Genomic DNA, 26,350 nt, shown 5'->3' on the forward strand with positions numbered 1-26,350 from the left:
TCATAAAGCCAGCTGTTTTGCGCTACCGGCAACGGTAGCGCACGCTTTCTCATTATAAAAAAAAGGATCGGACCATGCGTGCGCTGGCTGCATTGAGTCGCTTTGTCGGTAATACCTTCGCTTATTGGGTGTTGCTGTTTGCCGTGTTGGCATTTGTGCTGCCCGAATGGTTTATCGGTTTAAAAAGCGCCATCGTGCCGTTACTCGGTCTGGTGATGTTCGGCATGGGCCTGACGCTCAAGCTCGACGATTTTTCAGAAGTCGCTCGCCATCCGTGGCGAGTGGCCTTAGGCGTGATCGCGCATTTCGTGATCATGCCCGGCGTGGCCTGGCTCTTATGCCGGGTGTTTCACCTGGACCCAGAAATCGCCGTCGGTGTGATTCTGGTGGGCTGCTGTCCGAGCGGGACTTCGTCCAACGTCATGACTTGGCTGGCCCGGGGCGACTTGGCATTATCGGTCGCGATTGCCGCCGTAACTACCCTCCTCGCCCCGTTGATGACACCGGCTTTGATCTGGTTATTAGCGTCAGCCTGGTTGCCGGTGTCCTTCATGGAGATGTTCTGGTCCATCCTGCAATTGGTGCTGCTGCCTATCGTCCTCGGCGTCGTTGCACAACGCTTACTCGGCCCACGGGTCAAAGCCGCAGAAGACGTATTGCCACTGGTGTCGGTGGTCAGCATCGTGATGATCGTCGCCGCCGTGGTCGCTGCCAGCCAAGCAAAAATCGCAGAATCCGGACTGCTGATCATGGCGGTGGTGATCCTGCACAATAGCTTCGGCTTTGTGCTGGGCTACTTCACGGGCAAGGTGTTCAAGTTGCCGTTGGCACAGCGCAAGTCGTTGTCACTGGAAGTGGGCATGCAAAACTCCGGGTTGGGCGCCGCCTTGGCCAGCGCACATTTCTCGCCATTGGCGGCGGTGCCAAGTGCCTTGTTCAGCGTTTGGCACAATATTTCCGGGGCGCTGCTTTCTACTTATTTCAGGCGCATGAGTGAGAAGGCCGACAGGGAAGCGGCTAAGGCTTCGGTGTGACGAACACACAATTCCAGTATTGATTGAGTGCTGCTGTGGGAGTCGGCTTGCCGACGAAGCCGGTGTTTCAGGCAATTCGCAGGCAAGCCTGCTCCCACACTGTCGGCCGCCCGAAAATCCAAGCGGTCACAATCCGCCGCTACTTGCCCTTAGGCCGGGAATGTGCAAAATACTGCCCACAGCCAGGACGACCTGACTGTTCCGTCAGAAAAACCCATCCGAGGACGACCTCTTGTTAGGAGATCATCATGTCCTGGATCATTCTGGTTTTCGCCGGTCTGTTTGAAGTTGGTTGGGCCGTCGGCCTGAAGTACACCGACGGTTTCTCCCGCCCGCTCCCCACTGCCCTCACCGTCACTGCGATGATCATCAGCCTCAGTTTGCTGGGCCTCGCCATGAAAGAATTACCACTGGGCACCGCCTATGCGATCTGGACTGGCGTCGGCGCGATTGGCACGGTGATCGCGGGAATCATTTTGTTCGGTGAGTCCATGACACTATTTCGGCTGGCCAGTGTGGGGCTGATTCTGTGTGGGTTGGTGGGGTTGAAGTTGAGTGTTTGATACGCGTGCCGGCTACCTGACCGCCCCTCTCAATGCCGTGACCTGCGCTTGCAAATTGGCAGGTAACGCGGCATCGCCAGTCACTGCGGGCCCGGCAACCAAGGTGATGCGCGACCACAGCCGACGCAGTATTCCCTTGTTCGGATCACGGCTGAAAAAACTGCCCCACAACCCTTGCAACGCCAGCGGTATCACCGGTACTGGGAAATTCTCCAATACGCGGGTCAGGCCGCCCTTGAATTCGTTGATTTCGCCGTCAGTCGTCAGTTTGCCTTCGGGGAAGATGCACACCAGCTCACCGTCTTTGAGGTACTCGGCGATTTTCTTGAACGCTTGATCGTAAACCAACAGGTCTTCATTGCGCCCGGCAATCGGGATGGCGCCCGCCGTACGGAAGATGAAGTTCAACACCGGCAGGTCGTAGATTTTGTAGTAAGTCACGAAGCGAATCGGCCGACGCACCGCGCCGCTAATCAGCAGCGCATCAACGAACGACACATGATTGCACACCAACAGCGCTGCGCCTTCGTCAGGAATCAGATCAAGATGGCGGTGTTCAACCCGGTACAGAGAATGACTGAGGAGCCAGATCAGGAACCGCATGCTGAACTCGGGAACGATCTTGAAGATGTAAATGTTCACAGCGATGTTCATCAGCGACACCACCAAAAACAGCTGCGGGATGGACAGTTTGACCACGCTGAGCAACACGATCGAGACAATGGCCGAGACCACCATGAACGTCGAATTAAGAATGTTGTTGGCGGCAATCACCCTGGAGCGCTCTTTCTCCACTGTGCGTGATTGAATCAACGCGTACAGCGGCACAATGTAAAAGCCGCCAAAAACCCCGATACCCAGCACGTCCGCCAAGACCCGCCACGCCTGACCGTACGACAACACCGCTAACCAATCATTGGCCTGCACGTTCTGCGGAAATCCACCCGAGTGCCACCACAGCAACAACCCGAACACCGTCATCCCCATGGAGCCAAAGGGCACCAGACCGATCTCGACCTTGCGCCCGGACAAGCGCTCGCAGAGCATCGAGCCCAAGGCAATGCCGATGGAAAACACGGTGAGAATCAGCGTGACCACGGTTTCATCGCCGTAGAGCCAGTCTTTGGCGTACGCCGGAATCTGCGTCAGGTAAATGGCACCCACAAACCAGAACCAGGAGTTGCCGACAATCGAGCGCGATACCGCGGGCGTCTGCCCAAGACCCAAGCGCAACGTGGCCCAGGACTCACTGAAGATGTTCCAGTTCAGGCTTATTTCCGGGGAATCCGCCACCGCACGCGGAATGCTGCGGCTGGCGAGGTAACCCAAGCAGGCCACCAACAACAATGCCGTGGCAACGATGGGCGCGTAATGCTCAGAAGACATCATGACGCCGGCGCAGATAGTCCCCGCCAGGATCGCCAAGAAGGTGCCCATTTCCACCAGCCCGTTACCACCGACCAGTTCGTTCTCATGCAAGTGTTGCGGCAGGATTGAATACTTCACCGGGCCGAACAACGCCGAGTGGGTACCCATGGCGAACAGCGCCAACAACATCATCCATAAGTGATTGAGCATAAAGCCTGCGGCACCCACCACCATGATCGCGATCTCACCCAGTTTGATCAGACGGATCAGGGCGTCCTTGGAATACTTCTCCCCGAACTGCCCGGCCAACGCCGAAAACAGGAAAAACGGCAGAATGAACAGCAGCGCACACAGATTGACCCAAATCGAACGATCACCATCGATGGCGAGTTTGTAGAGAATGGCGAGAATCAACGATTGCTTAAGCACATTATCGTTGAACGCCCCTAGGGACTGAGTGATGAAAAACGGCAGAAAGCGCCGCTTCCCCAGCAAAGTGAATTGCGATTGTTGACTCATCGAAACCTGCATCCCATGACGCCGTACCCGGCTTTCAGTGGCCGACATTGAAAACGCTCGGTACACGAATGTCGATAGGATGCGTCTGATTCTGTTGCCGTCTATTTCCTGTAACCGTATACCACTGCTATTTACCCAACCCAGCAATACACGGCGAAACAAACAACTCACCTCGATAAGCACCGCAAACGGTGCGGGTCATGACGATCACCCACAGCAGCGCCAAACACAGCACTAACAGCGTACCGACCACCGAAAAGAACGCCAGATCTAACCTCGCCGCCAGCTTCAACGTCGCCAACGCATAGACCCCAATCGGAAAGGTAAACCCCCACCAGCCAAGGTTGAACGGAATGCCGGTGCGCAAGTAGCGAACGGTAATCAGCACTGCGATCAGCATCCACCACAGGCCAAAACCCCACAGCGTAATCCCCGCCACTAAACCGATGCCGTCGGCTATTGCACCGAGGCCTGGCAAACCGTTGGCCGCGAATATCGCCGGAGCGTCGGCGCCTATCACCAGCATGCCCAACGCGCCAGTGCCAATCGGCCCCAACGCCAGCCAGCTTGAGGCGGCCATGCTTTCGTGTGGCAATTTATGCAGCGCCATGCGCAGCAGCAAAATGGTCAGAATGCTGAACGCCACTGGCACCGAGAACGCCCATAACACGTAGCTGGTGATCAACACGCTGAACTGGGACGAGGCGCCTATCAGATGCGGCGCAAGCAATCCTCCGCTGGCCGCAGCGACCTCAGCGGCCACCACCGGCAGCAGCCAGACGGCAGTCATCTGGTCGATGCTGTGTTCCTGACGGGTGAACATCATGAACGGAATCAAAACACCGCAAGCCACGGCCATGGCGACATCCAGCCACCACAGCACATCAACGACCGAGATCACCCCATCGCCCCAGCGCGGCAGGCCGAACAGCAGAAAGCCATTGATGATGGTCGCCAGCCCCATGGGGATGGTGCCAAAAAACATCGAGACGGTTGAATGACCAAACACCCGCCGCGCCTCATCGAAGAACAGCACCCAGCGCAGCGCATACACCACACTGAACAACACGAACAAACCGATATTGAGCAGCCACAGCGCTTCGGCTATTTGCCGCACGCCGGGAATGTACAGCGGCAGTTGAGCCAGCGTCAGGGCAAGAACGCCGGTGCCCATGGTTGAGCCGAACCAGTTTGGGGTGAACTGGCGAATAACTTCTCGCGGGTGGCTCAATTGGCTGAGTGGGCGAATGCGGTGGACGGTCGTCATGAAAATCTCCTGTCCTCTGATGAGGTGAAGAAAGCTTATAGCGAGCCTATATATCTATATAACGGGTAATATCGCTATAGGTCATCTGTTTTACCTATATGTAACGCCGCGTGTGGCATCAAACCACGCCGCGACCTTGGTAGACACTGACGAAGTCCCAGCATCATGCGAAACTGTGCCGCCCGTGCTGTTCAAAGCGTTGGCGCTACCTGGAGCTTTACATGTCGTTGTCCAGCGGACTCATCGCTGCGGTCGCCGTTGCCTACATGGCCATTATGTTCGCCATCGCCTTCTACGGTGATCGGCGCAGCACGCCGCTGTCGCCACGTTTGCGAGCGTGGGTGTATAGCCTGTCACTGGCGGTGTATTGCACCAGTTGGACGTTCTTCGGCGCGGTGGGTCAGGCAGCGGAACAGCTCTGGTCTTTTCTGCCGATCTACCTCGGGCCGATATTGCTGCTGATGCTGGCGCCTTGGGTGCTGCAAAAGATGGTGATGATCAGCAAGCAGGAGAACATTACCTCCATTGCTGACTTCATCGCCGCCCGCTACGGTAAATCGCAATCGCTGGCGGTAGTGGTAGCGCTGATCTGCATGGTCGGGGTGTTGCCCTACATCGCGTTGCAGCTCAAAGGCATCGTCTTGGGCGTGAACCTGCTCATCGGCGCGGTGGCTGAATCCACCGGCGTCCGCGCTCAAGACACTGCACTGATTGTGTCGCTGGTCCTTGCCCTGTTCACCATTTTGTTTGGTACGCGCAACCTTGACGCCACCGAACACCACCGCGGCATGGTGATGGCCATCGCCTTTGAAGCACTGGTCAAGCTGTTCGCGTTTCTCGCTGTCGGAGCCTTTGTCACGTTCGGCTTATATGACGGTTTTGATGACTTGTTCAGTCAGGCGATGCTCGCACCGCGTCTGGAAGAGTATTGGAAAGAAACTGTCAACTGGCCGTCTCTGGTGGTCCAGACCGGCGTAGCGATGATGGCGATGATCTGCCTGCCACGGCAGTTTCACGTCATCGTGGTGGAGAACATCGAGCCGCAGGACCTGCGCCTGGCAAAGTGGGTGTTCCCGGCCTATCTGGCCTTGGCGGCGTTGTTTGTGGTGCCTATCGCCCTGGCCGGGCAAATGATGCTGCCCAGCTCGGTGTTGCCTGACTCCTTCGTGATCAGCTTGCCGTTGGCTCAGGCCCATCCGGCGCTGGCGCTGCTGGCCTTCATTGGCGGCGCGTCGGCGGCCACCGGCATGGTCATCGTTGCCGCCGTGGCGCTGTCGACCATGGTTTCCAACGACATGTTGCTGCCGTGGCTGCTGCGTCGGCAAACTGCAGAGCGTCCGTTCGAAGTGTTTCGTTACTGGATGCTGTCGGTGCGCCGGGTCAGCATCGTAGTGATTCTGCTGCTGGCCTATGTCTGCTACCGGTTGCTCGGCTCGACGGCCAGTTTGGCCACCATTGGCCAGATCGCTTTCGCCGCCATCACCCAGTTGGCACCCGCTATGCTCGGCGCGCTGTACTGGAAACAGGCTAATCGCCGGGGTGTATTCGCAGGGCTGGCGGCCGGGACGTTCCTCTGGTTCTACACCTTGGTGTTGCCGATTGCGGCCAACCGTCTGGGCTGGTCGCTGAGTGGTTTTCCGGGATTGGCGTGGCTGCATGGCAACCCGCTCAACTTGCCCATTTCCCCGCTGACCCAAGGCGTGGTGCTTTCACTGGCGGGCAACTTCACCCTGTTTGCCTGGGTTTCACTGTTGTCTCGCACGCGGGTTTCCGAACATTGGCAGGCCGGGCGGTTTATCGGTCAGGAAATCAGTGCACGTCCGCGCAGCCGTTCGTTGCTGGCGGTGCAGATCGAAGACTTGCTTACCCTGTCGGCGCGCTTCGTCGGTGAAGAACGCGCGCGGCAGAGTTTTATTCGCTTCGCCTACCGCCAGGGCAAAGGCTTCAATCCGAACCAGAACGCCGACGGAGAATGGATCGCCCACACCGAACGATTGCTGGCCGGCGTGCTCGGCGCGTCATCGACCCGCGCCGTGGTCAAGGCCGCCATCGAAGGCCGCGACATGCAGCTTGAAGACGTGGTGCGGATCGCCGATGAAGCGTCGGAAGTGTTGCAGTTCAACCGGGCGCTGTTGCAGGGTGCGATTGAAAACATCACCCAAGGCATCAGCGTGGTCGATCAGTCGCTGAAACTGGTGGCCTGGAATCACCGCTATCTGGAAGTGTTCAATTACCCAGAAGGGCTGATCAGTGTGGGCCGTCCGATTGCCGACATCATCCGTCATAACGCTGAGCGTGGCCTGTGTGGTCCGGGCGAGGCGGAGGTGCATGTGGCGCGTCGACTGCACTGGATGCGGCAAGGTCGCGCGCACACCTCGGAGCGGTTATTCCCCAGCGGGCGAGTCATTGAACTGATCGGTAACCCAATGCCGGGCGGCGGCTTCGTCATGAGCTTCACTGACATTACGGCGTTTCGCGACGCCGAGCATGCACTCAAGGCCGCCAACGAAAGCCTTGAACAGCGCGTCATCGAGCGCACCCACGAGCTGTCGCAATTGAACGTCGCACTCACCGAAGCCAAGGGCACGGCAGAAACCGCCAACCAATCAAAAACCCGCTTTCTCGCGGCGGTCAGCCATGACCTGATGCAGCCACTGAACGCGGCGCGACTCTTTTCCGCGGCGCTGTCTCATCAAGAAGAAGGGGCGTCCAGCGACACTCAGCAATTGGTGCAACATCTGGATGCCTCGCTGCGTTCAGCCGAAGATTTGATCAGTGATCTGTTGGACATGTCCCGCCTGGAAAACGGCAAAATCACCCCGATGATTCAGCCATTCCCACTCAATGCGCTGTTCGATACTCTGGGTGCCGAGTTCAAAGCGCTGGCAAAAGAGCAAGGTTTGAAGTTCCGCCTGCGCGGGAGCCAACTGCGGATCGACAGCGACATGAAGCTGTTGAGGCGGATTTTGCAGAACTTCCTGACCAACGCCTTCCGCTACGCTCAGGGTCCGATATTGCTTGGGGTTCGGCGCAAAAAAGGACAGCTGTGTCTTGAGGTCTGGGACCGTGGACCGGGTATTCCCGAGGACAAGCGCCAAGTCATTTTCGAAGAATTCAAACGCCTGGACAGCCACCAAACACGCGCCGAAAAAGGCTTGGGGCTTGGGTTAGCAATTGCTGATGGGTTGTGCCGTGTGTTGGGTCACAACCTGCAAGTACGCTCATGGCCAGGCAAAGGCAGCGTGTTCAGCGTGACCGTGCCGCTTGCCCGCAATCAAACCGCCGCAGCCCCACTGCCAGCCGCACCCAAACACCAGCCGTTGAGCGGGACACATGTGCTGTGTGTCGACAATGAAGACAGCATTTTAATCGGTATGAACAGTCTTCTGACACGCTGGGGTTGTCAGGTACGAACCGCACGTAACCGCAGCGAGTGTGAAGCCATTTTGAACGAGGGCATGCGCCCACAATGGGTGTTAGTCGATTACCACCTGGACGAAGGCGAAACCGGCACCGCGTTGATGGCGTGGCTGCGTACCCGCTTGGGTGAACCCGTGCCTGGGGTTGTCATCAGCGCCGACGGCCGACCCGAACTGGTGGCGCAGATCCATGCCGCCGGCCTTGATTACCTGTCCAAACCGGTCAAGCCAGCGGCGTTGCGGGCGCTGTTGAGTCGTTGACCTCTGTAGGGGAGCCAACGTGTTGGCGAGAGGCTAGACGCGGCGTTTCAGGTACGCCGCCTCGCCAACACATTGGCTCTTATCAAACTACTTTTAAATCTTCTAAAAACAATGGGTTGGCGCTGTGCTTTGTGTGTATATCCGGCATTTTTGGGGGCTGAAATTATGGTTTCGCTTTTACAGCGAGTCACCTTTTTCAACCGCCAAAAAGGTAACCCAAAACGCTTGCCCCACCATGCGGGCCCTCGCTTAGGCTCGGTCTTCCCTCGCTCCGGCGTTGCTCCGGGGGTCGCCGTGAGCGGCCGTCCCTGGCCGCGCACGGCTTACTCGGCATCCTTGCCTCGTTACCCCCTGCGCAACGCCTGCGTTCGGCCGCATGGTTTCACGGGGCCTCTTTCGCAATTCGATATTCAATTCACAGACGATCTGCAGGCGGGCGGCCATCTGTAGAGCCAACTTGTTGGCGAAGGTCCTTCGGACCTTATCGCAGCCTTCGGCAGCGCCAGAATCTGTGCAGCGCCAAAACCGTGGGTCCGAATTTATTCGGGAAGGCTTCAGCCCTGACACCGTGCAACCTCAAACACAAACACAAAGTGCCACCCAGTTTGCTGCGCGACAGCGCGGCGTCGAAGACGTGGCGGACCCTCCTACAGATTTATAGTTATGCGTTGCTTGGCCTCCGTTCTTTGCGTCGATACGGAAATACGTCGATGACCTTCCCGTCACGAATCGCTTGCTGCAGGCTTTTCCAGTAGTCCGCGTCGTACAGTTCGCCATGCAGTTTGGCGAACAACCGACGCTGGCCCAGGTCAGCGAACAGGAACGGCGGAAACTCTTCCGGGAAGACGTCCAGCGGACCAATTGAGTACCAAGGCTCGGAAGACATTTCGTCCTCGGGTGTGCGCGGCTCCGGGATGCGGCGGAAGTTGGCTTCGGTTAAAAAACAGATTTCGTCGTAGTCGTAAAACACCACGCGTCCGTGGCGAGTGACACCGAAATTTTTCAACAACATGTCACCGGGGAAGATATTTGCCGCCGCCAGTTGCTTGATCGCCAGCCCATAATCCTCTAGGGCCTCGTGCACCTGGGCGTCGTTGGCGTTTTCCAAATACAGGTTCAGCGGGGTCATTCGCCGCTCGGTCCAGCAGTGGCGGATCAATACGCTGTCGCCCTCCACCTGGACCGTCCTCGCGGCCACGTCCAGGAGTTCGGCGAGGCATTGCGGGTCGAACTTGCTCAGCGGAAAACGGAAATCGGCGAACTCTTGGGTATCGGCCATGCGCCCTACCCGATCAACTGTTTTGACCAGCCGGTATTTTTCAATCACCGTCGCCCGATCAACGTTTTTCGACGGTGAAAATCTGTCCTTGATGATCTTGAACACCGTGTTAAAGCCCGGAAGCGTAAACACGCTCATGACCATACCGCGCACGCCCGGGGCCATGATGAAGCGGTCGTCGGTGCTGGCCAGGTGATTGATCAAGGCCCGGTAAAACTCGGATTTTCCGTGTTTGTAAAAGCCGATTGAGGTGTACAACTCGGCAATGTGCTTACCCGGCAAAATGCGCTTTAAAAAGCCGACGAATTCAGCCGGCACCGGCACATCGACCATGAAATACGAACGGGTGAACGAGAAGATGATCGACACATCCGCTTCGTCGGTGATCAGTGCATCAATCTGAATACCCTGGCCTTCATGGTGCAACAGGGGAATCACCAACGGCCATTGCTCGTCGAGGGTGAAAATCCGCCCGACCAGGTACGCACCTTTGTTGCGGTACAGAATCGAAGAAAACAACTCAACCCTCAGCCCCGGATCCTTGCACACCCAATCGGGCAAGTTGTCGCGCAACTGAGCCTCCAAGCGCAGTATATCGCCCGGCAAATCAGCAAACGGAACGTCAAACCGGTATTGGGTAAAGACCTCCGAGAGCATCTTTGAAAAATCGCCCTGGGGTTTGTAAATACGGGTTTGCGCGGCTTTGCCTTGGTGATGCAGCGACGGCCGCGTGGTGTGGATGAACATGCACCCGTCGCTGATCAGGTCGTGGCTGAACAGCCCGCAAAATAGCGAGTTGAACCAGGTTTCTGCCAATTCGTCGTCGAACCGCAAATCTATCAGGTCGATGTAAGCGCTCTTGACCAGTGGCCAGCACGCCACGTCCAACAGGCTATCGGCGTCGAATTGAACGCGAAGGCGCGCCCCGGTTTCGCTGACCTTTTCTTCATACAGACTGATCCGAGCCGCCGACGCGCGCTGGGCTTCCTGCCACCGCGCTTGCTCGAAACGTGCCTTGGCGCCGTCGGCGATTTGCCGGAAATGATCACGATAATCGTCGAAACCATCGAGAATCATTTGCGCGATGTCGGCGGCGGGCCATTGTGGGGGCATGAAAAAGACCTCTGCGGGCGTTCAAAAAATTGAGCTTAGTCAGCGGATTGCTTGCCAACAAGTGGGCGCCTACTGGCGCTCTGTAGATACCAACTTGTTGGCGAGACGCTATATCAAACGACGCGCGGCTTACGGAACACAAACACCAACCCAATGATGATCAGCAGCATCCCGAACAGGCTCAGCAGCGCGAGTCGGTTCCCAAAAATCAGGTAATCCATCACCGCCGTTACCGCTGGCACCAAATAGAACAGACTGGTCACGTTGACCAAATTGCCACGGGCGATCAGTCGATACAGCAGGAAAGTGGCCAGCACCGAAACCACCAGCCCCATCCACAGCACGGGCACGATAAAGCCGGTACTGAGTTCAAAGTGGAACGGTTGAAACGGCACGAACACTGAGCACAGCAGCAGCCCGGCAAGGTATTGCACCGGAAGGGTTCCGAGTGGGTTGTCGGTGATGCGTTTCTGCATGATCGAGCCAAAGGTCATGCTTGCCAGCGCCAGCAATCCAAACACCATGCCCGCCAATGACATCCCGCCTAGACCGATGCCTTGATACACCACCAACACCAAGCCGGTCAGGCCCAGACTCAAGCCGAACAAACGCGTCCATGAGCGACTGCGCTCCATCACCACCGCAGTCAGGATCGGCTGCACGCCCATGATGGTGGCCATCACGCCAGGCGTGACTTTGAGGTCCAACGCCAGCAGATAGAAAATCTGATAAGCGCCCAACAACACCGCACCGGTCGCGGCGGCATACAGCAGCGGTTTACGGGCGCGGGGTAATTTGAAGCCCAGCAGCGGAATCAGAATGGCCAGCGCCACCAGCGCCAAGGAGAAACGCACCAGCAGAAAAGCGAACGGCGCGGCGTGGGCCAAGCCCCATTTGGAAAAAATTGCGCCGCTGCTCCAGAGCAAAACGAACAGCGTGGTTGTGGCCATTGAGGCCAACGCATCGCGGGAAAAAAACATGAGTGCCACCTGTGATTCAAGCGCGCTAGATGCGCGACATCACGACTCGGTTTGATCGAATCAGTGAGTGTATGAATGGTTGTGCGGGCGCAGGTATCGGCGAAAGATGCCGATCAGCCCAGCAAGACGACGCTTGGCGGTGCAGCAATGCACGCGACCGGGCCGGTCACAGGTGAAGGTGGCGGGTAATGACTGCGGAAGATCAACTGCTGACACCCACGCGGTTCGGCAACAGCGAAGGCTGCGGCGGCGAACTGGAATTCGATGTGGGAAGCAGGCATGGTGCACTTCTTCGTTGGAATGGGGTTGGGTGCGAGGTGGTATGCACCGCCGCCGACTATAGCCAGCGTCCGGTGCATTGTGCAATCAGGTTTTCAGCCAAACAGCCAATAACCCAGCAAGGTGAACACAATGATCGCCAGCACTGGACGCATTGCCCGGTAGCCCTTGGGATAACGGCGTTTTAACTTTTTCACGCCACCGCTGAAGCTGTTGCTGAAACGTTTGCTGTAGGCGTACGCCTGATTGATGCCGCCGACCCGTTCATCGTCCAGGTTCTGCGGCGCGGTAGCGCGACCCAGAAAGGCACTCATCGAACGATTGATCCGGGTCATGAGCTTCGATTTCAAAGGCCGCTCGACGTCACAGAACAGAATCACCCGGGTCTGCGCGGTCTGATTCTTGACCCAATGCACGTAGGTCTCGTCGAACATCACGTCCTGACCATCACGCCATGCATACACCTGACCGTCCACATAAATGCGGCAGTCGTCGGAGTTTGGTGTCGACAAGCCTAAGTGATAACGCAGCGAACCGGCGAACGGGTCGCGGTGTGGGTTGAGATGGCTGTCACCCGGCAACAGCGCAAACATTGCACCTTTGACGTTGGGGATTCGGTTAACCAGCTCGACCGTCTTCGGGCACAGCAGCTCGGCGGACGGCAAGGCTTTGTCGTACCACTTGAGGTAAAAACGCTTCCAGCCTTTCTTGAAGAACGAACCGAAGCCGGCGTCGTTGTCCTTGGCAGCAGCGCGTATATAACCTTCGTCGAACAAATGCATGGCTTCGTCGCGGATGATTTCCCAGTTGTCCTTGAGCAAGTCCATTTCAGGGAATTTGCTGCGGTCCAGATAAGGCTTCGAGGGCACGCCGGAGAACAGATACATCAAGGCGTTGTAGGGCGCGAACAGCGCGGAATGGTTGACGAACTGACGCAACAACGGCAGCCGGGCCTTACCGCGCAGGTGGACGTACAGCGTGCTCCCCAGGAAGAGCATCAAAATCGATGCCTTGGCAGCAAAAGAAAAGGTCATGAAACACTCCTGAAAAATAGGCAAATAACTGCACTACGCGGCACTGTTCTGATTAGTGATCCCGAGGGCGGTCGCCAGGGGCAACCGCCTTCTGCATTGCGTCTTCGCGAAATGCACACTGAAGCGGATTTGAAGCCGGCCATGATAAGCCTTCAGGAGCCAGGTAAAAAGCAGCCTGTTAACAACGAACCGTTACTGCTGGTTTTCCTGATCAGTGAACAAGTCACTGAATAGCATGCTCGACAGGTAGCGCTCACCCGAATCCGGCAGAATCACGACGATGGTTTTACCCTGCATTTCCGGGGTTTCGGCCATCCGCACCGCCGCCGCCATGGCCGCGCCACAGGAAATGCCGCACAAAATTCCTTCTTCACGCATCAGACGCAGGGCCATGGCCTTGGCCTCCTCGTCCGTAACGAGTTCGACCCGATCAATAACGGAAAGATCAAGATTCTTGGGGATGAAACCGGCGCCGATGCCCTGAATCTTGTGGGGGCTGGGGGTGATGTCTTGCCCGGCCATGGCCTGGGTAATGATCGGCGACACGCTGGGTTCTACGGCTATCGACAAAATCGGCTTGCCCGCCGTGTTTTTGATGTAGCGCGAGATACCGGTAATGGTGCCGCCAGTACCGACGCCCGCGACCAGCACATCAATGGCACCGTCGGTGTCGTTCCAGATTTCCGGGCCGGTGGTCTTCTCGTGAATCGCCGGGTTGGCCGGGTTATCAAACTGTCCCGGCATGAAGTAGCTCGACGGATCGCTGGCGAGCAGTTCTTCAGCTTTGGCAATTGCGCCCTTCATCCCTTTGGCAGGCTCGGTCAGCACCAACTCGGCGCCCAACGCCTTGAGCACCTTGCGTCGCTCGATGCTCATCGATGCGGGCATGGTCAGCACCAGTTTGTAACCCCGTGCGGCGGCAACGAATGCCAAGCCGATGCCGGTGTTACCAGAGGTCGGCTCAACGATGGTCATGCCGGGTTTGAGTTTGCCACTGCTTTCAGCGTCCCAAATCATGCTGGCACCGATGCGGCACTTAACCGAGTAACCGGGGTTGCGCCCTTCGATCTTGGCCAGGATAGTGACCCCGCGTGGTGCAATACGGTTGATCTGAACCAGCGGCGTGTTGCCGATGGAATGGGCGTTATCAGCATAAATGCGGCTCATGGCAGTGTCCTTGTGCACGTTATCGAATGGGCAAAGCCTATGCCCCCAACTTGCGTGCGTCCAGTGCAGCGAACGGATGCCAAACCGGGCAGTCAACAGCTTACGCAAACGGAGGCTTTGATCATGAAACGTCGCTATAGCGTCGCGCTGTGGACTGTCCTGGGTATCATAGTCTTGCTGGTTGTGGTGCAAATCGCCCTGCCCTATGTGGTGCGCAACTACCTGAACGAAAAACTCGCCGACATGGGCGATTACCGCGGTCAGGTCACCGATGTAGATTTAGCCTTGTGGCGTGGCGCTTATAAAATCAACGGCCTCGATATTGTGAAAGTCTCCGGCAACGTGCCTGTTCCGTTCGTCAAAATCCCCGTCATCGACTTGGCCGTGAGCTGGCACTCTTTGTGGTACGACCACGCCGTCGTAGCGCGCGTGCGCTTTGTCAGCCCCGAGCTTAACTTCGTCGACGGCGGTGACAACAAGGAGGCGTCGCAAACCGGTCAGGGCACCGATTGGCGCGCCCAGCTGAACAAACTGTTGCCCATCACCCTCAACGAAGTTCGTATCAGTGACGGCAAAATCACTTTCAACAATTTCACCTCCACTCCGAAAGTCAAAATCGAAGCCGATAAAGTCAACGCCAGCCTGTACAACCTGACCAACGTGGCGGACGCCAAAGGCCAGCGTGAGGCCCGGTTTTCAGGCAAAGCCTTGCTGATGGGCAAGGCGCCTTTGGACACCGCCGCCACGTTTGATCCGTTCAGTAATTTCGAAGATTTCGACTTCCGCCTCCGCGCGACCGGAATCGAACTGAAAAGCCTCAACGATTTTGCGTCTGCCTACGGAAAATTCGATTTTAACGCTGGTAACGGCGATGTGGTGATCCAGGCCAAAGCGGTCAAGGGTCAACTCAGTGGCTACATCAAACCGCTGCTGCGCAACGTCGAAGTGTTCAACTGGCAGCAGGATGTGGAAAACCAGAACAAGAGCTTTTTCCGCTCAGTCTGGGAAGCCGTGGTCGGCGCCAGCCAGGCAGTGCTGAAGAACCAGAACAAAAACCAGTTTGCGACCCGTGTTGACCTCAGTGGCAGTGTGCACAAACAGGACATCAGCGCGTTTCAGGCGTTTTTGCAGATCCTGCACAACGGTTTTATCCAAGCGTTCAATACTCGCTATGACAACGGTAAAACCCCGTGATCAAGGGTCAGCGTTTTTTGTCAGCTGCTGGCGTGCTTGGGGCTGAATACTGCGTCGTGTCTTCCGCAACCAAGCGCAGCTTTGGCGCTTGGCGCTGCAGTGCGTCCCAGCCCAGACAGGCCAACGCCAAGGTCCGCGGTGTGGGCTCTCGGGCATTGCTGTAACGGGAGATGCTTCGCGCACTCACGCCCAACGCTTGCGCGGCTTGCGCCAAGGGCAAACCGGTACGGGCACGCCAACCGATGAAGATGCGGGTGTTTTCGTCCGTTGTTGCCTGAGCTTGCGCGTCGAGGTAAAGGGTATCGGCGCCGAGCTGGATATCCAGCTCGGGCCATTCCACGGTCCAGCCATCATCACCCAGTTGCGCGCCGACAAAAGCGCCGTCGCGCGTTAACGGCTGTAAACCGGGGTAATCGGCCAAGTCAGCGGTGAGGTCCAGAATGAAGTGTTGACCGTCAATAAACGTCAACGCCAACCGGTTATCACGGGTTGCCTGCACAGCCTGCAGACGGGGGCGTTTCATGGATGCCATAGCGTCCATTCCTCCATCAATTGTTGTTGGTGAGCCCGTATCCAATCCAACGCTTCCGGCAGCACTACGGCGGGAGCATGCCCTCGTATCGCCACGACTGAGCGCAGGCCGATCAACACATCGATACCGCCACCGGTCAGGTGAACATGAGGTGGCAGAGGGTCCTTCTCGCGCAATTGGATACGGTATTTCTCGCGAAATCGGTATTGGGTCGACATGCGACACAAGGTATAGCCAAGTTAGCTATACCTCAATAATGGCAGACCGTTGAACTGAGTCAAAGTGTGACGCGGCATTCAGAGACTGAATGCCGCGTCTGCGTTCACAGTCGCCCGACCTGCGCGTTATAGTCCGCACATTGAGCAACCGCTTATTACGCCCTTTGCGGCGACTCCGTTCGAGGATTTCAAAATGAAGTTTGAAGGCACCAGCGCCTACGTCGCCACCGACGACCTGAAGCTTGCGGTCAACGCAGCCATCACTCTGGAACGCCCCCTGCTGGTCAAAGGCGAACCTGGCACCGGCAAAACCATGTTGGCCGAGCAACTGGCTGAATCTTTCGGTGCCCGCCTGATCACGTGGCACATCAAGTCCACCACTAAGGCGCATCAAGGCCTCTACGAGTACGACGCGGTGAGCCGCCTGCGCGATTCGCAACTGGGTGTGGATAAAGTCCATGACGTGCGCAATTACTTGAAGAAAGGCAAACTCTGGGAAGCCTTTGAAGCCGAAGAGCGGGTCATTTTGCTGATTGATGAAATCGACAAGGCCGACATCGAATTCCCCAACGATCTGCTGCAAGAACTCGACAAGATGGAGTTCTACGTTTACGAGATCGACGAGACGATCAAAGCGAAAATCCGTCCGATTATCATCATTACGTCAAACAATGAAAAAGAGCTGCCAGACGCGTTCTTGCGCCGCTGCTTCTTTCATTACATCGCCTTCCCGGATCGCGTCACCCTGCAAAAGATCGTCGATGTGCATTACCCGAACATCAAAAAAGAGTTGGTCAGCGAAGCCCTCGACGTGTTCTTCGACGTGCGCAAAGTTCCCGGTTTGAAGAAGAAACCGTCGACCTCGGAACTGGTCGACTGGCTGAAGTTGTTGATGGCCGACAACATTGGTGAAGCGGTGCTGCGTGAGCGTGATCCGACCAAAGCCATTCCGCCGCTGGCGGGTGCGCTGGTCAAGAACGAGCAAGACGTTCAGCTGCTCGAACGTTTGGCCTTCATGAGCCGTCGCGTTAACCGCTGAATCTGAACCACGCTGCCCGAACCGCTCAGCGTCCAGACACACGACATCAAGGGCGACAGCCATGCTGCTCAACCTGTTCAATGAAATGCGCGCAGCCAAAGTGCCGGTCTCGGTGCGGGAGCTGCTCGATTTGATCAATGCGCTTAAACAGCGAGTGACCTTCGCTGACATGGACGAGTTCTACTTTCTCGCCCGCACGATTCTAGTCAAGGATGAACGCCACTTCGACAAATTCGACCGGGCGTTCGGCGCCTATTTCAACGGCCTCGAAAAACTCGACGACCATCTAAAAGCGCTGATTCCCGAAGATTGGTTGCGCAAGGAATTCGAGCGCTCGTTGAGTGAAGAGGAACGTGCGCAGATCCAGACCTTGGGTGGCCTGGACAAGCTGATCGAGGAGTTTAAGAAACGCCTGGAAGAGCAAAAAGAACGTCACGCCGGTGGCAATAAATGGATCGGCACAGGCGGCACTAGCCCTTTCGGTTCAGGCGGGTATAACCCGGAAGGCATTCGGGTCGGCGACGCGGGCGCACGCCAGGGTAAAGCGGTAAAAGTCTGGGAGCAACGCGAATACAAAAACCTCGATGATTCGGTGGAGCTGGGTACCCGCAATATCAAGATTGCCCTGCGTCGCTTACGCAAATTTGCCCGTCAGGGTGCGGCTGAAGAACTCGACATCGACGGCACCATCGACCACACCGCCCGCGACGCCGGCTTGCTGAACATCCAAATGCGCCCGGAACGCCGCAACACCATCAAGTTGCTGTTGCTGTTCGACATCGGCGGCTCAATGGACGCCCACGTCAAAACCTGTGAAGAACTGTTTTCCGCGTGCAAGACCGAGTTCAAACACTTGGAGTACTTTTACTTTCACAACTTCATTTATGAATCGGTGTGGAAAAACAACCTGCGCCGCAGCTCTGAATCCACCGCCACTCAGGATTTGCTGAACAAATACGGCGCCGACTACAAAGTAATCTTCATCGGCGACGCCGCCATGGCGCCCTACGAAATTACCCAAGCAGGCGGCAGCGTCGAACACTGGAACGAAGAGCCCGGCTACGCCTGGATGCAGCGTTTCAAAGAGAAATACAAAAAGCTCATCTGGATCAATCCGTATCCGAAAGACACTTGGGCCTACAGCACATCGACCAACATCGTCCGAGACTTGATCGACGATCAGATGTATCCACTGACGTTGCGCGGGCTGGAAGAAGGGATGCGGTTTTTGGCAAAGTGAACCTATAAATCCCCTGTAGGCGCTGCCGAAGGCTGCGATAGATTTTTCAGCACCTACTATTTCGTGTCGGCCTAAGTCTCTGTGTGAGTTGCCAACGAAAGCGTCCTTGCAGTCAACCCAGGTTTCAGATCGACATCGGCGGCGCGATGACGGGCCTCTTCGCAGGCAAGCCTGCTCCCACAGTCTCTGCGGCTGCTCGCTACCAACCGTGCCAATTAAATCCCAAAGCCGTACCGGCTTCGCAGCTTCGGCAGTCTTGTGTTGTTTATTTCAGTTGGCAAATCCAACGGCAACATGTCTCTCACTACAGCGACATTTAACTTAATCAAATCCACAGGACCACTCTCCTGCGGACGCAGTTGTGCGCCGCATGGGAGCAACTGGCAAGTCAGTTAATGCAATGTCTTTTTTGAACACAGAAGAGATCGAGACCGAAATCGCGCAGCCGCAATACACTGTCTTGCCGGACAAACTGAATACCATGACTGGAACGTTAGACAATGATCTGGATGTGAAGTACTACACCTTCACCGCTGTTCGGGGTCAGAAGGTGATGATTCACGAACTCGGTAGAACATCTGCGAACTCGCCGTGGAAGATTGAATACAAAACCGACAAGGATTAACGTACGCACACTCTGTAGAGCCAACTTGTTGGCGAGAGAGGTTACCTGACAACCACATCATTCCTTCGCCAACAAGTTGGCTCCTACAGTCGAGGGAGATTAATGTGGCCCGCTAAACACCTGTAAATACCGCACCTGTTGCTGATGCGCGGTGTTTTGCACTATTGGCTTTAAGCGGATAACACTGCCCGGCAGGCATTGCGCCAATCTCGCCAACGACAACGGTGTCAACGCGCCCAGTCGGGGATAGCCGCCGATGGTTTGTCGGTCGTTGAGCAGGACGATGGGTTGGCCGTCGGGGGGGATTTGTAGGGCGCCCAAAGGGATGCCTTCGGAAATCATCGGCGACCCCAGATAGGTCAACGCCGGTCCCAATAAACGAATGCCCATGCGGTCGGCGCGGGTGTCGAGGGTCCAGTCGCTGTTGAAGGCGTCGAACAGGCTTAATCCGCTGAATTGGCCAATTTGAGCGCCCAGTACGACGTCTAAGGGAGTGCTTACAGCAAAATCTGGAATCTGTTGATTGGGTAATGCTTGCAGCACGAAAGCCGCGCCGGAGTAGCTTAACCGGTCACCTTTGCCCAGCGGCTTACCCAAGCCATCAAGACCGCCGAGTGCTTCGCGTACCACGGTCGAGCAACTGCCCAACACCGCTGGCGCAGTGAAACCACCCGGTGCCGCCAAATAGGCACGTGCACCGACGATGGGCCGGTTAAAGCGTAATCGCTGGCCTTTGCCCATAAAAAAACTGCGCCATGGCTTAAGTGGCCGGCTGTCGAGCATGGCGTCGAGATCAGCACCCGCCAACGCCAGGCAGCAATCCTCCTCGGCGAGCAGGGTCATACCACCAAGGGTCACTTCGACCACGGCGGCGTCCAGCGGGTTGCCCAGCAGCTTATTGGCCAACGACATCGAGACCCAATCTGCCGCCCCGCCTTGGGTTACGCCCAAATGCCGCACGCCGAAACGACCGGCGTCTTGCAGCAGGCACAGCGGCGTACTGGTTTCGATCAACAACGCGCTCATGCCTGGCCCGTCAATGGCGTGTCGTCGCCACCCAAGCGAATAAACTCGGCATGGTCTATGGATGCAAAGCTCACGCTGTCGCCAGGCTGCATCAAGCTGTAACCCTCACGCTGCCGATCAAACAGAAAGCTGGGCGTGCGGCCGATCAAGTTCCAGCCACCGGGCGAGACCACGGGATAAGCAGCCGTCTGGCGTTCGGCGATGCCGACGCTGCCGGCCGCGACGCGTTTGCGCGGGGTGTTCAAACGCGGTGCGGCAATGATTTCTTCGACCAGACCCATAAAGGCGAATCCTGGCGCAAAGCCCAGCGCGAACACCTGATACTCGCGCTGGCTGTGGCAGGCAATGACTTCACGGACGCTCAAGCCGCTGCGTTTTGCCAGCAAGCTCAGTTCCGGCCCGACGCTCGGGTCGTACCAGACCGGCAACACATGGTGCGTGCCATTGGCGTATGGATCTGGGGCTAAATCGGTCAACGCGGCGTGTATCAACTCACGGGCTTGATTCGGGTTCAGCTGCGTCAGGTCGTAATGAACCATCAGCGTGGTGTAGGACGGCACTAAATCAATCAGAGTGCTTGCAAAGTGTTCGCGCAAACGCGCTACGGCGGCCAACATCCACGGCATGTTGGCTTCGTCGATGACCTCGAACAGCCTCACCATGAGGCAGTCGATGGCCACCACTTCGATCCGCACCTTCATGACGATCGCAGCTCACCCAGCGCCTGTCGAATGCGTTGCACGGCGGCCACCGAGCTGATGTTGTCGCCATGCACGCACAGCGTGTCGGTGGTCAGTAACAGGTCGCTGCCGTCCGACGCACGTAAGATTTCCCCACGCGCTAAGGTCAGTGCCTGGGCAATGATCGTTTCCGGGTCATGGTGAACAGCACCCGGCAATTGCCTTGAAACCAGATGGCCTGCAGGGTCGTACGCCCGGTCGGCGAAGGCCTCAAACCACAACTGCACGCCAAACTCATCGCCCAACGCTTGCGCCGCACTGTTATCGCGGGTGGACAACAACATCAGCGGTAAATGGACGTCGTAGCGGGCGATGGCCTGGATGACCGTACGCATCTGGTCGGGTTTGGCCATCATGTCGTTGTACATCGCCCCGTGGGGTTTAACGTAGTGCACGCGACTGCCTTGCGCCCGGCAAATACCGTCCAGCGCGCCGATCTGGTAATGCAGCAGGTCTTCAAGCTCGGCGGCGCTGCACGCCATGGAACGCCGGCCAAAACCGACCAGATCAGGGTATGCCGGGTGGGCGCCGATCATCACGTTATGGGACAGCGCTAGGCTTACGGTTTTGCGCATCACACTCGGGTCACCGGCGTGGAAACCGCAGGCGATATTGGCGCAGTCGATAAAGGGCATGACTTCAGCGTCCAGACCCATGGTCCAGGCGCCGTAGCTTTCACCGATGTCGCAATTCAATAACAGGCGGCGCAAAGGAAATCTCCTGTGTGCGTTGAATGGTTCAGGGGCATCTGAAGTCTTAACATTTGCGTAGGAGCTGCCGAGGCTGCGATAAGATTTTTCAGTGCCTACCCTTTCGTGTCTGCCTAAGTCTGTGTGTGTGGGCTTGCCAACGAAAGCGTCAATGCAGGCGCCCCGGATTTCTGATCGACGTCAGCGGTGCGATGACGAGGCTCTTCGCAGGCAAGCCTGCTCCCACAGTGTCTGCGGCTGCTTGCTATCAACGGCGTCTGGAACCCATACCTATCGATCCCGCTCCAGCACCGGCGTTCTGCGCCGTCCGCCGAAGATCACCCAGCCGATTAGCAGGAAGAAGCTTTCTACGACCAACGCCAGTAGCAAGGCGCAGACGATGCCCCAGCCGATGACTTCCGGGACCAATAGCACTTGGTAGGTGTAAGCATTTAACGTTTCCCGGCGAATGTCCGGGTTGGCGGAGGTCGCTACGTGCCAAGCGCGGGCGTACCACGGCGCTTGCATCGCTTGCCATTCCTGATCCAATGCCTGATTTCGCATCAGCAACTGGTTAAGGCTGTCAGCATCGCTGCGAAACACCGGGTCATCGCTGGCTCGGTAATGCGCAACCAACGCCTGCAAATCGCCGCTGAAGAATTGCTGTGCCGTGTCTTTGTAGCCTTTGAGGCCTTGTTGCGCCTCGATCATGTGCGCTTCTACGCGCTTGGTGTAATCGCTGATAAAACCGGGGATTTGTACCCCAATCAACAAGCCCGCCGTGAACAGCACTAATCGCAGATAGCTTCGCAGCATAGGTCCTTCTCCTTCAGGCTTTGCCGTGGGCCACGCGTTCGCCGCGACGCCATAAATCCCATTCTCCCGGCTCATACCGCGTCCAGGTTTCGTTCTCGGTCAGCGGTTCAGTCGCCATAACTGTGACAACGTCGTTGGCGGTAGTTTCAGCCTGGAAGTCGACAATCACGTCGACGTCCTTCAAGCGCGCCGGGCCGAAAGGTGCGCGACGGGTGATGTGGGCCAGCTTGGTGGAACAAAAACAGAACAACCAGTCACCGTCGCTGAGCAGACAATTGAACACGCCTTTATTGCGATAGTCGGCACAGGCTTGCACCAGCGAAGGCAGTAACTGTTCGATCTCGACCGGTTCCGGGAACGCTTCACGGACTCGATTGAGCAGGTCGCAGAACGCCGCTTCGCTGTCGGTATCCCCCACCGGGCGATAAAACGTCGCACGAGGGTTGAAGTCCGCCAGTTGACCGTTATGTGCGAAGCACCAATTGCGACCCCACAGCTCACGGGCAAACGGATGGGTGTTGGCCAGGCAGACTTTGCCGACATTGGCCTGCCGGATATGGCCAATCACGACTTCGCTTTTGATCGGATAACGCTGCACCAGTTGCGCGACTTGCGATTCGCTGCTGGCAGCCGGGTCTTGAAACAGGCGCAAACCGCGTCCTTCGTAAAATGCGATGCCCCAGCCGTCGCGATGCGGTCCGGTTCGGCCGCCGCGCTGCATCAGCCCGGTGAAGCTGAACACGATATCGGTTGGGACGTTGGCGCTCATGCCCAATAGTTCACACATGTTCACTCTCGCTTCAATACGTTCAGCACTGCGGGGTGCGCCTGAGAGGATCAGGCGCGGCGCCAACGAAGCGATGTCTACAGGCGCGGCTCAACCCGTATACGGCTGCTGGCGCCTGGAAGTGCTGCGGGTTTGCGACCGTAACCGTCATCGTCGACCGGAGCAAAAGGTTCGTCAGCAACCGGCAAGGAGGCGCTTGGCTCAGTAGGCGCTTTGGGCTGGTTGGCCCGACGGCGTTTTTCGATGGGCCAGCGAATCAAGATGAAAATGACATAAAGGCCTGCGGCGATCATGGCGTACATGGCCAAATCCGAGACCGCTCGCCAGATATTGGTATTGACCTTGAAGGCCAGATCCAGCGCAGTCATTGCCACGGCAGGCGCAAACTGTTCTTTCACCGGATCAATGATCGTAGGGCTGAACAGCAGCACCGCAACCAGTACCCGCAGGGGTTCGCGCAGGAAGCGCCACATCCAACCGGTCATCTTGAACACGACCAATAGGCAGCCGAGTGCAGCAAAAGCATAAACGCCCCAGGCGATCAGGTAGTCGTTCTCGTTCATGACGTTCGTGGTAAGCCAGGCAAAGAGGCGCTTATGATAACGGCTTTTCGTTAGCCCGGCTTCCCCGACGTCAGTAATCGACTGCCGTTGACGGTAAGAACCGGCCAAGCCCTGGCCTCCCCGCGTTGCTTGCGGGGCCGATTGCCTTATAGAGAGTCCAGCATGCCGTCATCCAAACATCACGCCATCGCACCCATCGCGCGCAAGGACGAGGGCTCCGACCCGTACGCCTGGCTGCAAAATCGTGACACCGAAGAGGTGCTTGATTACCTCAAGGCCGAAAACGATTATCAGCACGCCGAACTGGCGGATCAGGACGCCTTGCGCGAGTCGCTGTTTCAGGAAATCAAAGCGCGCATTCTTGAGACTGACCTGTCGCTGCCCTCGCCGTGGGGGCCTTTCCTGTATTACACCCGCACCACCGAGGGCGACGAATACGCGCGGCACTATCGCTGCCCACGCCCGGCCGATGATTCATTGACCATCGATGAAAGTCAGCAAGCGTTATTGCTGGACCCCAACGTACTGGCCGCCGGTGGTTTCTTCTCCTTGGGCGCGTTCAGTATCAGTCCCGACCATCAACGGCTGGCCTACAGCCTCGATAGCAGCGGCGAAGAGGTGTATCAGCTGTTCGTCAAAGAACTGAGCACTGGCCAAGTGACCAGCCTGCCGTTCGAGGATTGCGATGGCAGCATGACCTGGGCCAACGACAGCCAAACGCTGTTTTTCGGTGAACTGGACGAGACCCATCGCCCACACAAGTTGTACCGCCACCGGCTAGGCAACGAGTCGGCGGACCTGGTGTTCAACGAGCCAGACGGTCGCTTCTTTCTGCATTGCTACCGCAGCAGTTCGGAACGGCAATTGGTGCTCTCGCTCAACAGCAAGACCACCAGCGAAGCCTGGGTGCTGGACGCGGAAAAACCGGAGCAGGCGTTTATCTGCCTCGCACCCCGTGTCGAGGGCCACGATTACTCCCCCGACCACGGCCAAATCGACGGCGTATGGACATGGCTGATTCGGAGCAATCAGGACGGTATCAATTTCGCCCTCTATCAAGCCGCCGAGCAAACCAGTGGCGTGCCGTCCCGCGACCAGTGGCACACCCTGGTTGCCCACAGCGACACGGTGATGCTCGAAGGCATCAGCTTGAACGCCAAAGGCATGACCTTGAGCCTGCGCGAAGGTGGGTTGCCAATTATCGAAGTCCACCCACGCAGCCAGCCTGCCTACCGCGTGCAATTGCCCGACGCGGCGTACAGCTTGCACGTGCAGGACACGCTGGAATTCAACAGCGACACGATTCGCCTGCGTTACCAATCGCTAAACCGTCCGTCACAAGTCCGTCAGTTGACCTTGGCCAGCGGCGAGCAAGTGGTACTTAAAGAAACCCCAGTTCTTGGCCCGTTTGACGCCGATGCTTACGTCAGTCAACGACTGTGGGCGACGGGCGTCGATGGCACCCAAGTGCCGATCAGTCTGGTGGTCAAACGCGAATTACTGGGTCAGACCACGCCACTGTACCTCTATGGTTATGGCGCCTACGGTGAAAGCCTTGATCCGTGGTTTTCTCATTCGCGCTTGAGCCTGCTGGATCGTGGCATCGCGTTTGCCATCGCGCATGTGCGTGGCGGTGGCGAATTGGGAGAAGGGTGGTACCGCGATGGCAAACAGGAACACAAACAGAACACCTTCAGCGACTTCATTGCCTGTGCTGAACACCTCGTCAGCAACGGCCTGACCAGCGCCGAGCAATTGGTGATCAGCGGTGGCAGCGCGGGCGGTTTGTTGATCGGTGCTGTCCTTAATCAACGCCCTGATTTATTCAAAGCAGCCATCGCTGAAGTACCGTTTGTCGACGTGCTCAACACCATGCTTGATCCCGATCTGCCGCTGACCGTTACTGAGTACGACGAATGGGGTAACCCTCAAGAAGCAGAGGTGTACGCACGCATCAAGGGTTACGCGCCGTATGAAAATGTCAGCGCTCAGGCTTACCCGGCGACCTTGGTGATAGCCGGCTACAACGACAGCCGAGTGCAGTATTGGGAAGCGGCCAAGTGGGTGGCAAAACTGCGCGCCACCAAAACCGACGACAACCTGTTGCTGTTGAAAACTGAACTGGGCGCTGGGCATGGCGGCATGAGTGGGCGCTATCAAGGCCTGCGTGATGTGGCGCTGGAATACGCATTTGTGTTCAGAGTGTTAGGTATTTGAATCTCTGTAGGAGGGTCCGCCACGTCTTCGACGCTGCGCTGTCGCGCAGCAAACTGGGAAGCACTTTGTGTGCTTCGAGATTGCAGCGTGTCAGGACGGAAGCCTTCCCGAATAAATTCGGTCCCACAGATTTTGGGGCTGCACAGATTTCTGTAGGAGGTGCCGAAGGCTGCGATAAGTCCGAAGGACCTTCGCCAACAAGTTGGCTCCTACAGATGATCGCCCGCCTGTATATCGCCCGTGAATTGAATATCAAATTACGGAAAGAGGCCCCGTGAAACCATGCGGCCGAACGCAGGCGTTGCGTAGGGGGTGACGAGGCAAGGATGCCGAGTAAGCCGTGCGCGGCCAGGGATGGCCGCTCACGGCGACCGCCGGAGC

General features: G+C 57.2%; 23 protein-coding genes. 8 read left to right on the forward strand and 15 right to left on the reverse strand.

The genetic code is table 11. The features are described from left to right. Positions 1–74: 74 nt before the first annotated feature. Together RHM65_RS23980 and sugE are read left to right on the forward strand one after the other, a co-directional pair. Positions 75–1,034 (forward strand): bile acid:sodium symporter family protein, encoded by a 960-nt coding sequence (locus RHM65_RS23980; RefSeq protein WP_322168206.1) that lies wholly within the window; start codon positions 75–77, stop codon positions 1,032–1,034. Between the two features lie 248 nt (positions 1,035–1,282). After that, entirely contained in the window at positions 1,283–1,597 is a 315-nt protein-coding gene (sugE, locus tag RHM65_RS23985; RefSeq protein WP_322168205.1) for a quaternary ammonium compound efflux SMR transporter SugE, read from the forward strand. A 12-nt stretch (positions 1,598–1,609) separates the two neighbouring features. Here sugE and RHM65_RS23990 read toward each other — a convergent pair whose 3' ends face one another. After that, complete coding sequence (locus tag RHM65_RS23990; RefSeq protein ID WP_322185373.1) at positions 1,610–3,484, reverse strand: MFS transporter; 1,875 nt, start codon at positions 3,482–3,484, stop codon at positions 1,610–1,612. 127 nt (positions 3,485–3,611) lie between these two features. Next, positions 3,612–4,751 carry a TDT family transporter gene (locus RHM65_RS23995; RefSeq protein ID WP_322168204.1) on the reverse strand — a complete coding sequence of 380 codons (1,140 nt, stop codon included), beginning with the start codon at positions 4,749–4,751 and terminating at the stop codon, positions 3,612–3,614. A gap of 221 nt (positions 4,752–4,972) precedes the next feature. On the opposite strand from RHM65_RS23995, the gene RHM65_RS24000 reads away from it, so the two are divergent. Continuing rightward, positions 4,973–8,431, forward strand: coding sequence for a PAS domain-containing hybrid sensor histidine kinase/response regulator (locus RHM65_RS24000; RefSeq protein ID WP_322168203.1), 3,459 nt, complete (start codon positions 4,973–4,975; stop codon positions 8,429–8,431). 661 nt (positions 8,432–9,092) lie between these two features. Here RHM65_RS24000 and aceK read toward each other — a convergent pair. From aceK to cysK, 5 genes are all read right to left on the reverse strand, one after another. Beyond that, complete coding sequence (gene aceK, locus RHM65_RS24005) at positions 9,093–10,823, reverse strand: bifunctional isocitrate dehydrogenase kinase/phosphatase (RefSeq protein ID WP_322168202.1); 1,731 nt, start codon at positions 10,821–10,823, stop codon at positions 9,093–9,095. 113 nt (positions 10,824–10,936) lie between these two features. Then, positions 10,937–11,803: a DMT family transporter gene (locus RHM65_RS24010; RefSeq protein WP_322168201.1), complete on the reverse strand. Its 867-nt coding sequence runs from the start codon at positions 11,801–11,803 to the stop codon at positions 10,937–10,939. A gap of 113 nt (positions 11,804–11,916) precedes the next feature. Next, complete coding sequence (locus tag RHM65_RS24015) at positions 11,917–12,084, reverse strand: hypothetical protein (RefSeq protein ID WP_322168200.1); 168 nt, start codon at positions 12,082–12,084, stop codon at positions 11,917–11,919. A gap of 93 nt (positions 12,085–12,177) precedes the next feature. Then, positions 12,178–13,116 carry an aspartyl/asparaginyl beta-hydroxylase domain-containing protein gene (locus RHM65_RS24020; RefSeq protein ID WP_322168199.1) on the reverse strand — a complete coding sequence of 313 codons (939 nt, stop codon included), beginning with the start codon at positions 13,114–13,116 and terminating at the stop codon, positions 12,178–12,180. Positions 13,117–13,308: 192 nt separating this feature from the next. Continuing rightward, a complete protein-coding gene (cysK, locus tag RHM65_RS24025) occupies positions 13,309–14,283 on the reverse strand; it encodes a cysteine synthase A (RefSeq protein WP_322168198.1) in 975 nt (324 codons plus the stop codon). A 123-nt stretch (positions 14,284–14,406) separates the two neighbouring features. Between cysK and RHM65_RS24030 the strand changes: the two genes are divergently transcribed. Continuing rightward, entirely contained in the window at positions 14,407–15,477 is a 1,071-nt protein-coding gene (locus RHM65_RS24030) for a DUF748 domain-containing protein (protein ID WP_322168197.1), read from the forward strand. A 7-nt stretch (positions 15,478–15,484) separates the two neighbouring features. On the opposite strand, the gene RHM65_RS24035 is transcribed toward RHM65_RS24030, so the two are convergent. Both RHM65_RS24035 and RHM65_RS24040 read right to left on the reverse strand, forming a co-directional pair. Next, entirely contained in the window at positions 15,485–16,000 is a 516-nt protein-coding gene (locus RHM65_RS24035) for a DUF2442 domain-containing protein (protein ID WP_322168196.1), read from the reverse strand. Then, complete coding sequence (locus RHM65_RS24040; RefSeq protein WP_322168195.1) at positions 15,997–16,227, reverse strand: DUF4160 domain-containing protein; 231 nt, start codon at positions 16,225–16,227, stop codon at positions 15,997–15,999. Before RHM65_RS24040 ends, RHM65_RS24035 begins: the two co-directional genes overlap by 4 nt. A gap of 193 nt (positions 16,228–16,420) precedes the next feature. On the opposite strand from RHM65_RS24040, the gene RHM65_RS24045 reads away from it, so the two are divergent. The 3 genes from RHM65_RS24045 (at position 16,421) to RHM65_RS24055 (ending at position 19,131) form a co-directional block, all read left to right on the forward strand. Next, positions 16,421–17,266, forward strand: a complete 846-nt coding sequence (locus tag RHM65_RS24045; RefSeq protein WP_322168194.1) for a MoxR family ATPase — start codon at positions 16,421–16,423, stop codon at positions 17,264–17,266. A 61-nt stretch (positions 17,267–17,327) separates the two neighbouring features. Further along, a complete protein-coding gene (locus RHM65_RS24050; RefSeq protein WP_322168193.1) occupies positions 17,328–18,506 on the forward strand; it encodes a VWA domain-containing protein in 1,179 nt (392 codons plus the stop codon). A gap of 361 nt (positions 18,507–18,867) precedes the next feature. After that, positions 18,868–19,131 carry a hypothetical protein gene (locus RHM65_RS24055; protein WP_322168192.1) on the forward strand — a complete coding sequence of 88 codons (264 nt, stop codon included), beginning with the start codon at positions 18,868–18,870 and terminating at the stop codon, positions 19,129–19,131. 99 nt (positions 19,132–19,230) lie between these two features. Here the strand turns inward: RHM65_RS24055 and RHM65_RS24060 are convergent, their stop codons facing one another. The 6 genes from RHM65_RS24060 to RHM65_RS24085 form a co-directional block, all read right to left on the reverse strand. After that, a complete protein-coding gene (locus tag RHM65_RS24060; protein WP_322168191.1) occupies positions 19,231–20,157 on the reverse strand; it encodes a biotin-dependent carboxyltransferase family protein in 927 nt (308 codons plus the stop codon). Beyond that, the gene (pxpB, locus tag RHM65_RS24065; protein ID WP_322184120.1) at positions 20,154–20,858 is read right to left on the reverse strand and encodes a 5-oxoprolinase subunit PxpB; all 705 of its coding nucleotides are present in this window, start codon (positions 20,856–20,858) and stop codon (positions 20,154–20,156) included. The genes RHM65_RS24060 and pxpB overlap by 4 nt, the downstream gene beginning before the upstream one ends. Next, positions 20,855–21,607, reverse strand: a complete 753-nt coding sequence (locus RHM65_RS24070; protein WP_322168189.1) for a 5-oxoprolinase subunit PxpA — start codon at positions 21,605–21,607, stop codon at positions 20,855–20,857. Before RHM65_RS24070 ends, pxpB begins: the two co-directional genes overlap by 4 nt. A 270-nt stretch (positions 21,608–21,877) precedes the next feature. Beyond that, a complete protein-coding gene (locus RHM65_RS24075) occupies positions 21,878–22,402 on the reverse strand; it encodes a DUF2937 family protein (protein WP_322168188.1) in 525 nt (174 codons plus the stop codon). Positions 22,403–22,415: 13 nt separating this feature from the next. Then, positions 22,416–23,189: a class II glutamine amidotransferase gene (locus tag RHM65_RS24080; protein ID WP_322168187.1), complete on the reverse strand. Its 774-nt coding sequence runs from the start codon at positions 23,187–23,189 to the stop codon at positions 22,416–22,418. 77 nt (positions 23,190–23,266) lie between these two features. Next, positions 23,267–23,752, reverse strand: coding sequence for an MFS transporter (locus RHM65_RS24085; protein ID WP_322168186.1), 486 nt, complete (start codon positions 23,750–23,752; stop codon positions 23,267–23,269). Positions 23,753–23,914: 162 nt separating this feature from the next. Here RHM65_RS24085 and RHM65_RS24090 point away from each other — a divergent pair, with 162 nt between their 5' ends. After that, on the forward strand, positions 23,915–25,969 hold the full coding sequence (locus tag RHM65_RS24090; RefSeq protein ID WP_322168185.1) for a S9 family peptidase: 2,055 nt from the start codon (positions 23,915–23,917) through the stop codon (positions 25,967–25,969). The last annotated feature ends 381 nt before the right edge of the window (positions 25,970–26,350 follow it).

This window comes from Pseudomonas sp. CCI4.2, assembly GCF_034350045.1.
Taxonomy (GTDB): domain Bacteria; phylum Pseudomonadota; class Gammaproteobacteria; order Pseudomonadales; family Pseudomonadaceae; genus Aquipseudomonas.

Excerpts from the sequence above, each read along its gene's own strand:
- RHM65_RS24075 (WP_322168188.1), bottom strand. The coding sequence starts at position 22,402 with ATGCTGCGAAGCTATCTGCGATTAGTGCTGTTCACGGCGGGCTTGTTG.
- cysK (WP_322168198.1), bottom strand. The coding sequence starts at position 14,283 with ATGAGCCGCATTTATGCTGATAACGCCCATTCCATCGGCAACACGCCG.
- RHM65_RS24045 (WP_322168194.1), top strand. The coding sequence starts at position 16,421 with ATGAAGTTTGAAGGCACCAGCGCCTACGTCGCCACCGACGACCTGAAG.
- RHM65_RS24035 (WP_322168196.1), bottom strand. The coding sequence starts at position 16,000 with ATGAAACGCCCCCGTCTGCAGGCTGTGCAGGCAACCCGTGATAACCGG.
- RHM65_RS24085 (WP_322168186.1), bottom strand. The coding sequence starts at position 23,752 with ATGAACGAGAACGACTACCTGATCGCCTGGGGCGTTTATGCTTTTGCT.
- pxpB (WP_322184120.1), bottom strand. The coding sequence starts at position 20,858 with ATGAAGGTGCGGATCGAAGTGGTGGCCATCGACTGCCTCATGGTGAGG.
- RHM65_RS24000 (WP_322168203.1), top strand. The coding sequence starts at position 4,973 with ATGTCGTTGTCCAGCGGACTCATCGCTGCGGTCGCCGTTGCCTACATG.
- RHM65_RS23980 (WP_322168206.1), top strand. The coding sequence starts at position 75 with ATGCGTGCGCTGGCTGCATTGAGTCGCTTTGTCGGTAATACCTTCGCT.
- sugE (WP_322168205.1), top strand. The coding sequence starts at position 1,283 with ATGTCCTGGATCATTCTGGTTTTCGCCGGTCTGTTTGAAGTTGGTTGG.
- RHM65_RS24010 (WP_322168201.1), bottom strand. The coding sequence starts at position 11,803 with ATGTTTTTTTCCCGCGATGCGTTGGCCTCAATGGCCACAACCACGCTG.
- RHM65_RS24050 (WP_322168193.1), top strand. The coding sequence starts at position 17,328 with ATGCTGCTCAACCTGTTCAATGAAATGCGCGCAGCCAAAGTGCCGGTC.
- RHM65_RS23990 (WP_322185373.1), bottom strand. The coding sequence starts at position 3,484 with ATGAGTCAACAATCGCAATTCACTTTGCTGGGGAAGCGGCGCTTTCTG.
- RHM65_RS24060 (WP_322168191.1), bottom strand. The coding sequence starts at position 20,157 with ATGAGCGCGTTGTTGATCGAAACCAGTACGCCGCTGTGCCTGCTGCAA.
- RHM65_RS24040 (WP_322168195.1), bottom strand. The coding sequence starts at position 16,227 with ATGTCGACCCAATACCGATTTCGCGAGAAATACCGTATCCAATTGCGC.
- RHM65_RS23995 (WP_322168204.1), bottom strand. The coding sequence starts at position 4,751 with ATGACGACCGTCCACCGCATTCGCCCACTCAGCCAATTGAGCCACCCG.
- RHM65_RS24030 (WP_322168197.1), top strand. The coding sequence starts at position 14,407 with ATGAAACGTCGCTATAGCGTCGCGCTGTGGACTGTCCTGGGTATCATA.
- RHM65_RS24020 (WP_322168199.1), bottom strand. The coding sequence starts at position 13,116 with ATGACCTTTTCTTTTGCTGCCAAGGCATCGATTTTGATGCTCTTCCTG.
- aceK (WP_322168202.1), bottom strand. The coding sequence starts at position 10,823 with ATGCCCCCACAATGGCCCGCCGCCGACATCGCGCAAATGATTCTCGAT.
- RHM65_RS24090 (WP_322168185.1), top strand. The coding sequence starts at position 23,915 with ATGCCGTCATCCAAACATCACGCCATCGCACCCATCGCGCGCAAGGAC.
- RHM65_RS24015 (WP_322168200.1), bottom strand. The coding sequence starts at position 12,084 with ATGCCTGCTTCCCACATCGAATTCCAGTTCGCCGCCGCAGCCTTCGCT.
- RHM65_RS24080 (WP_322168187.1), bottom strand. The coding sequence starts at position 23,189 with ATGTGTGAACTATTGGGCATGAGCGCCAACGTCCCAACCGATATCGTG.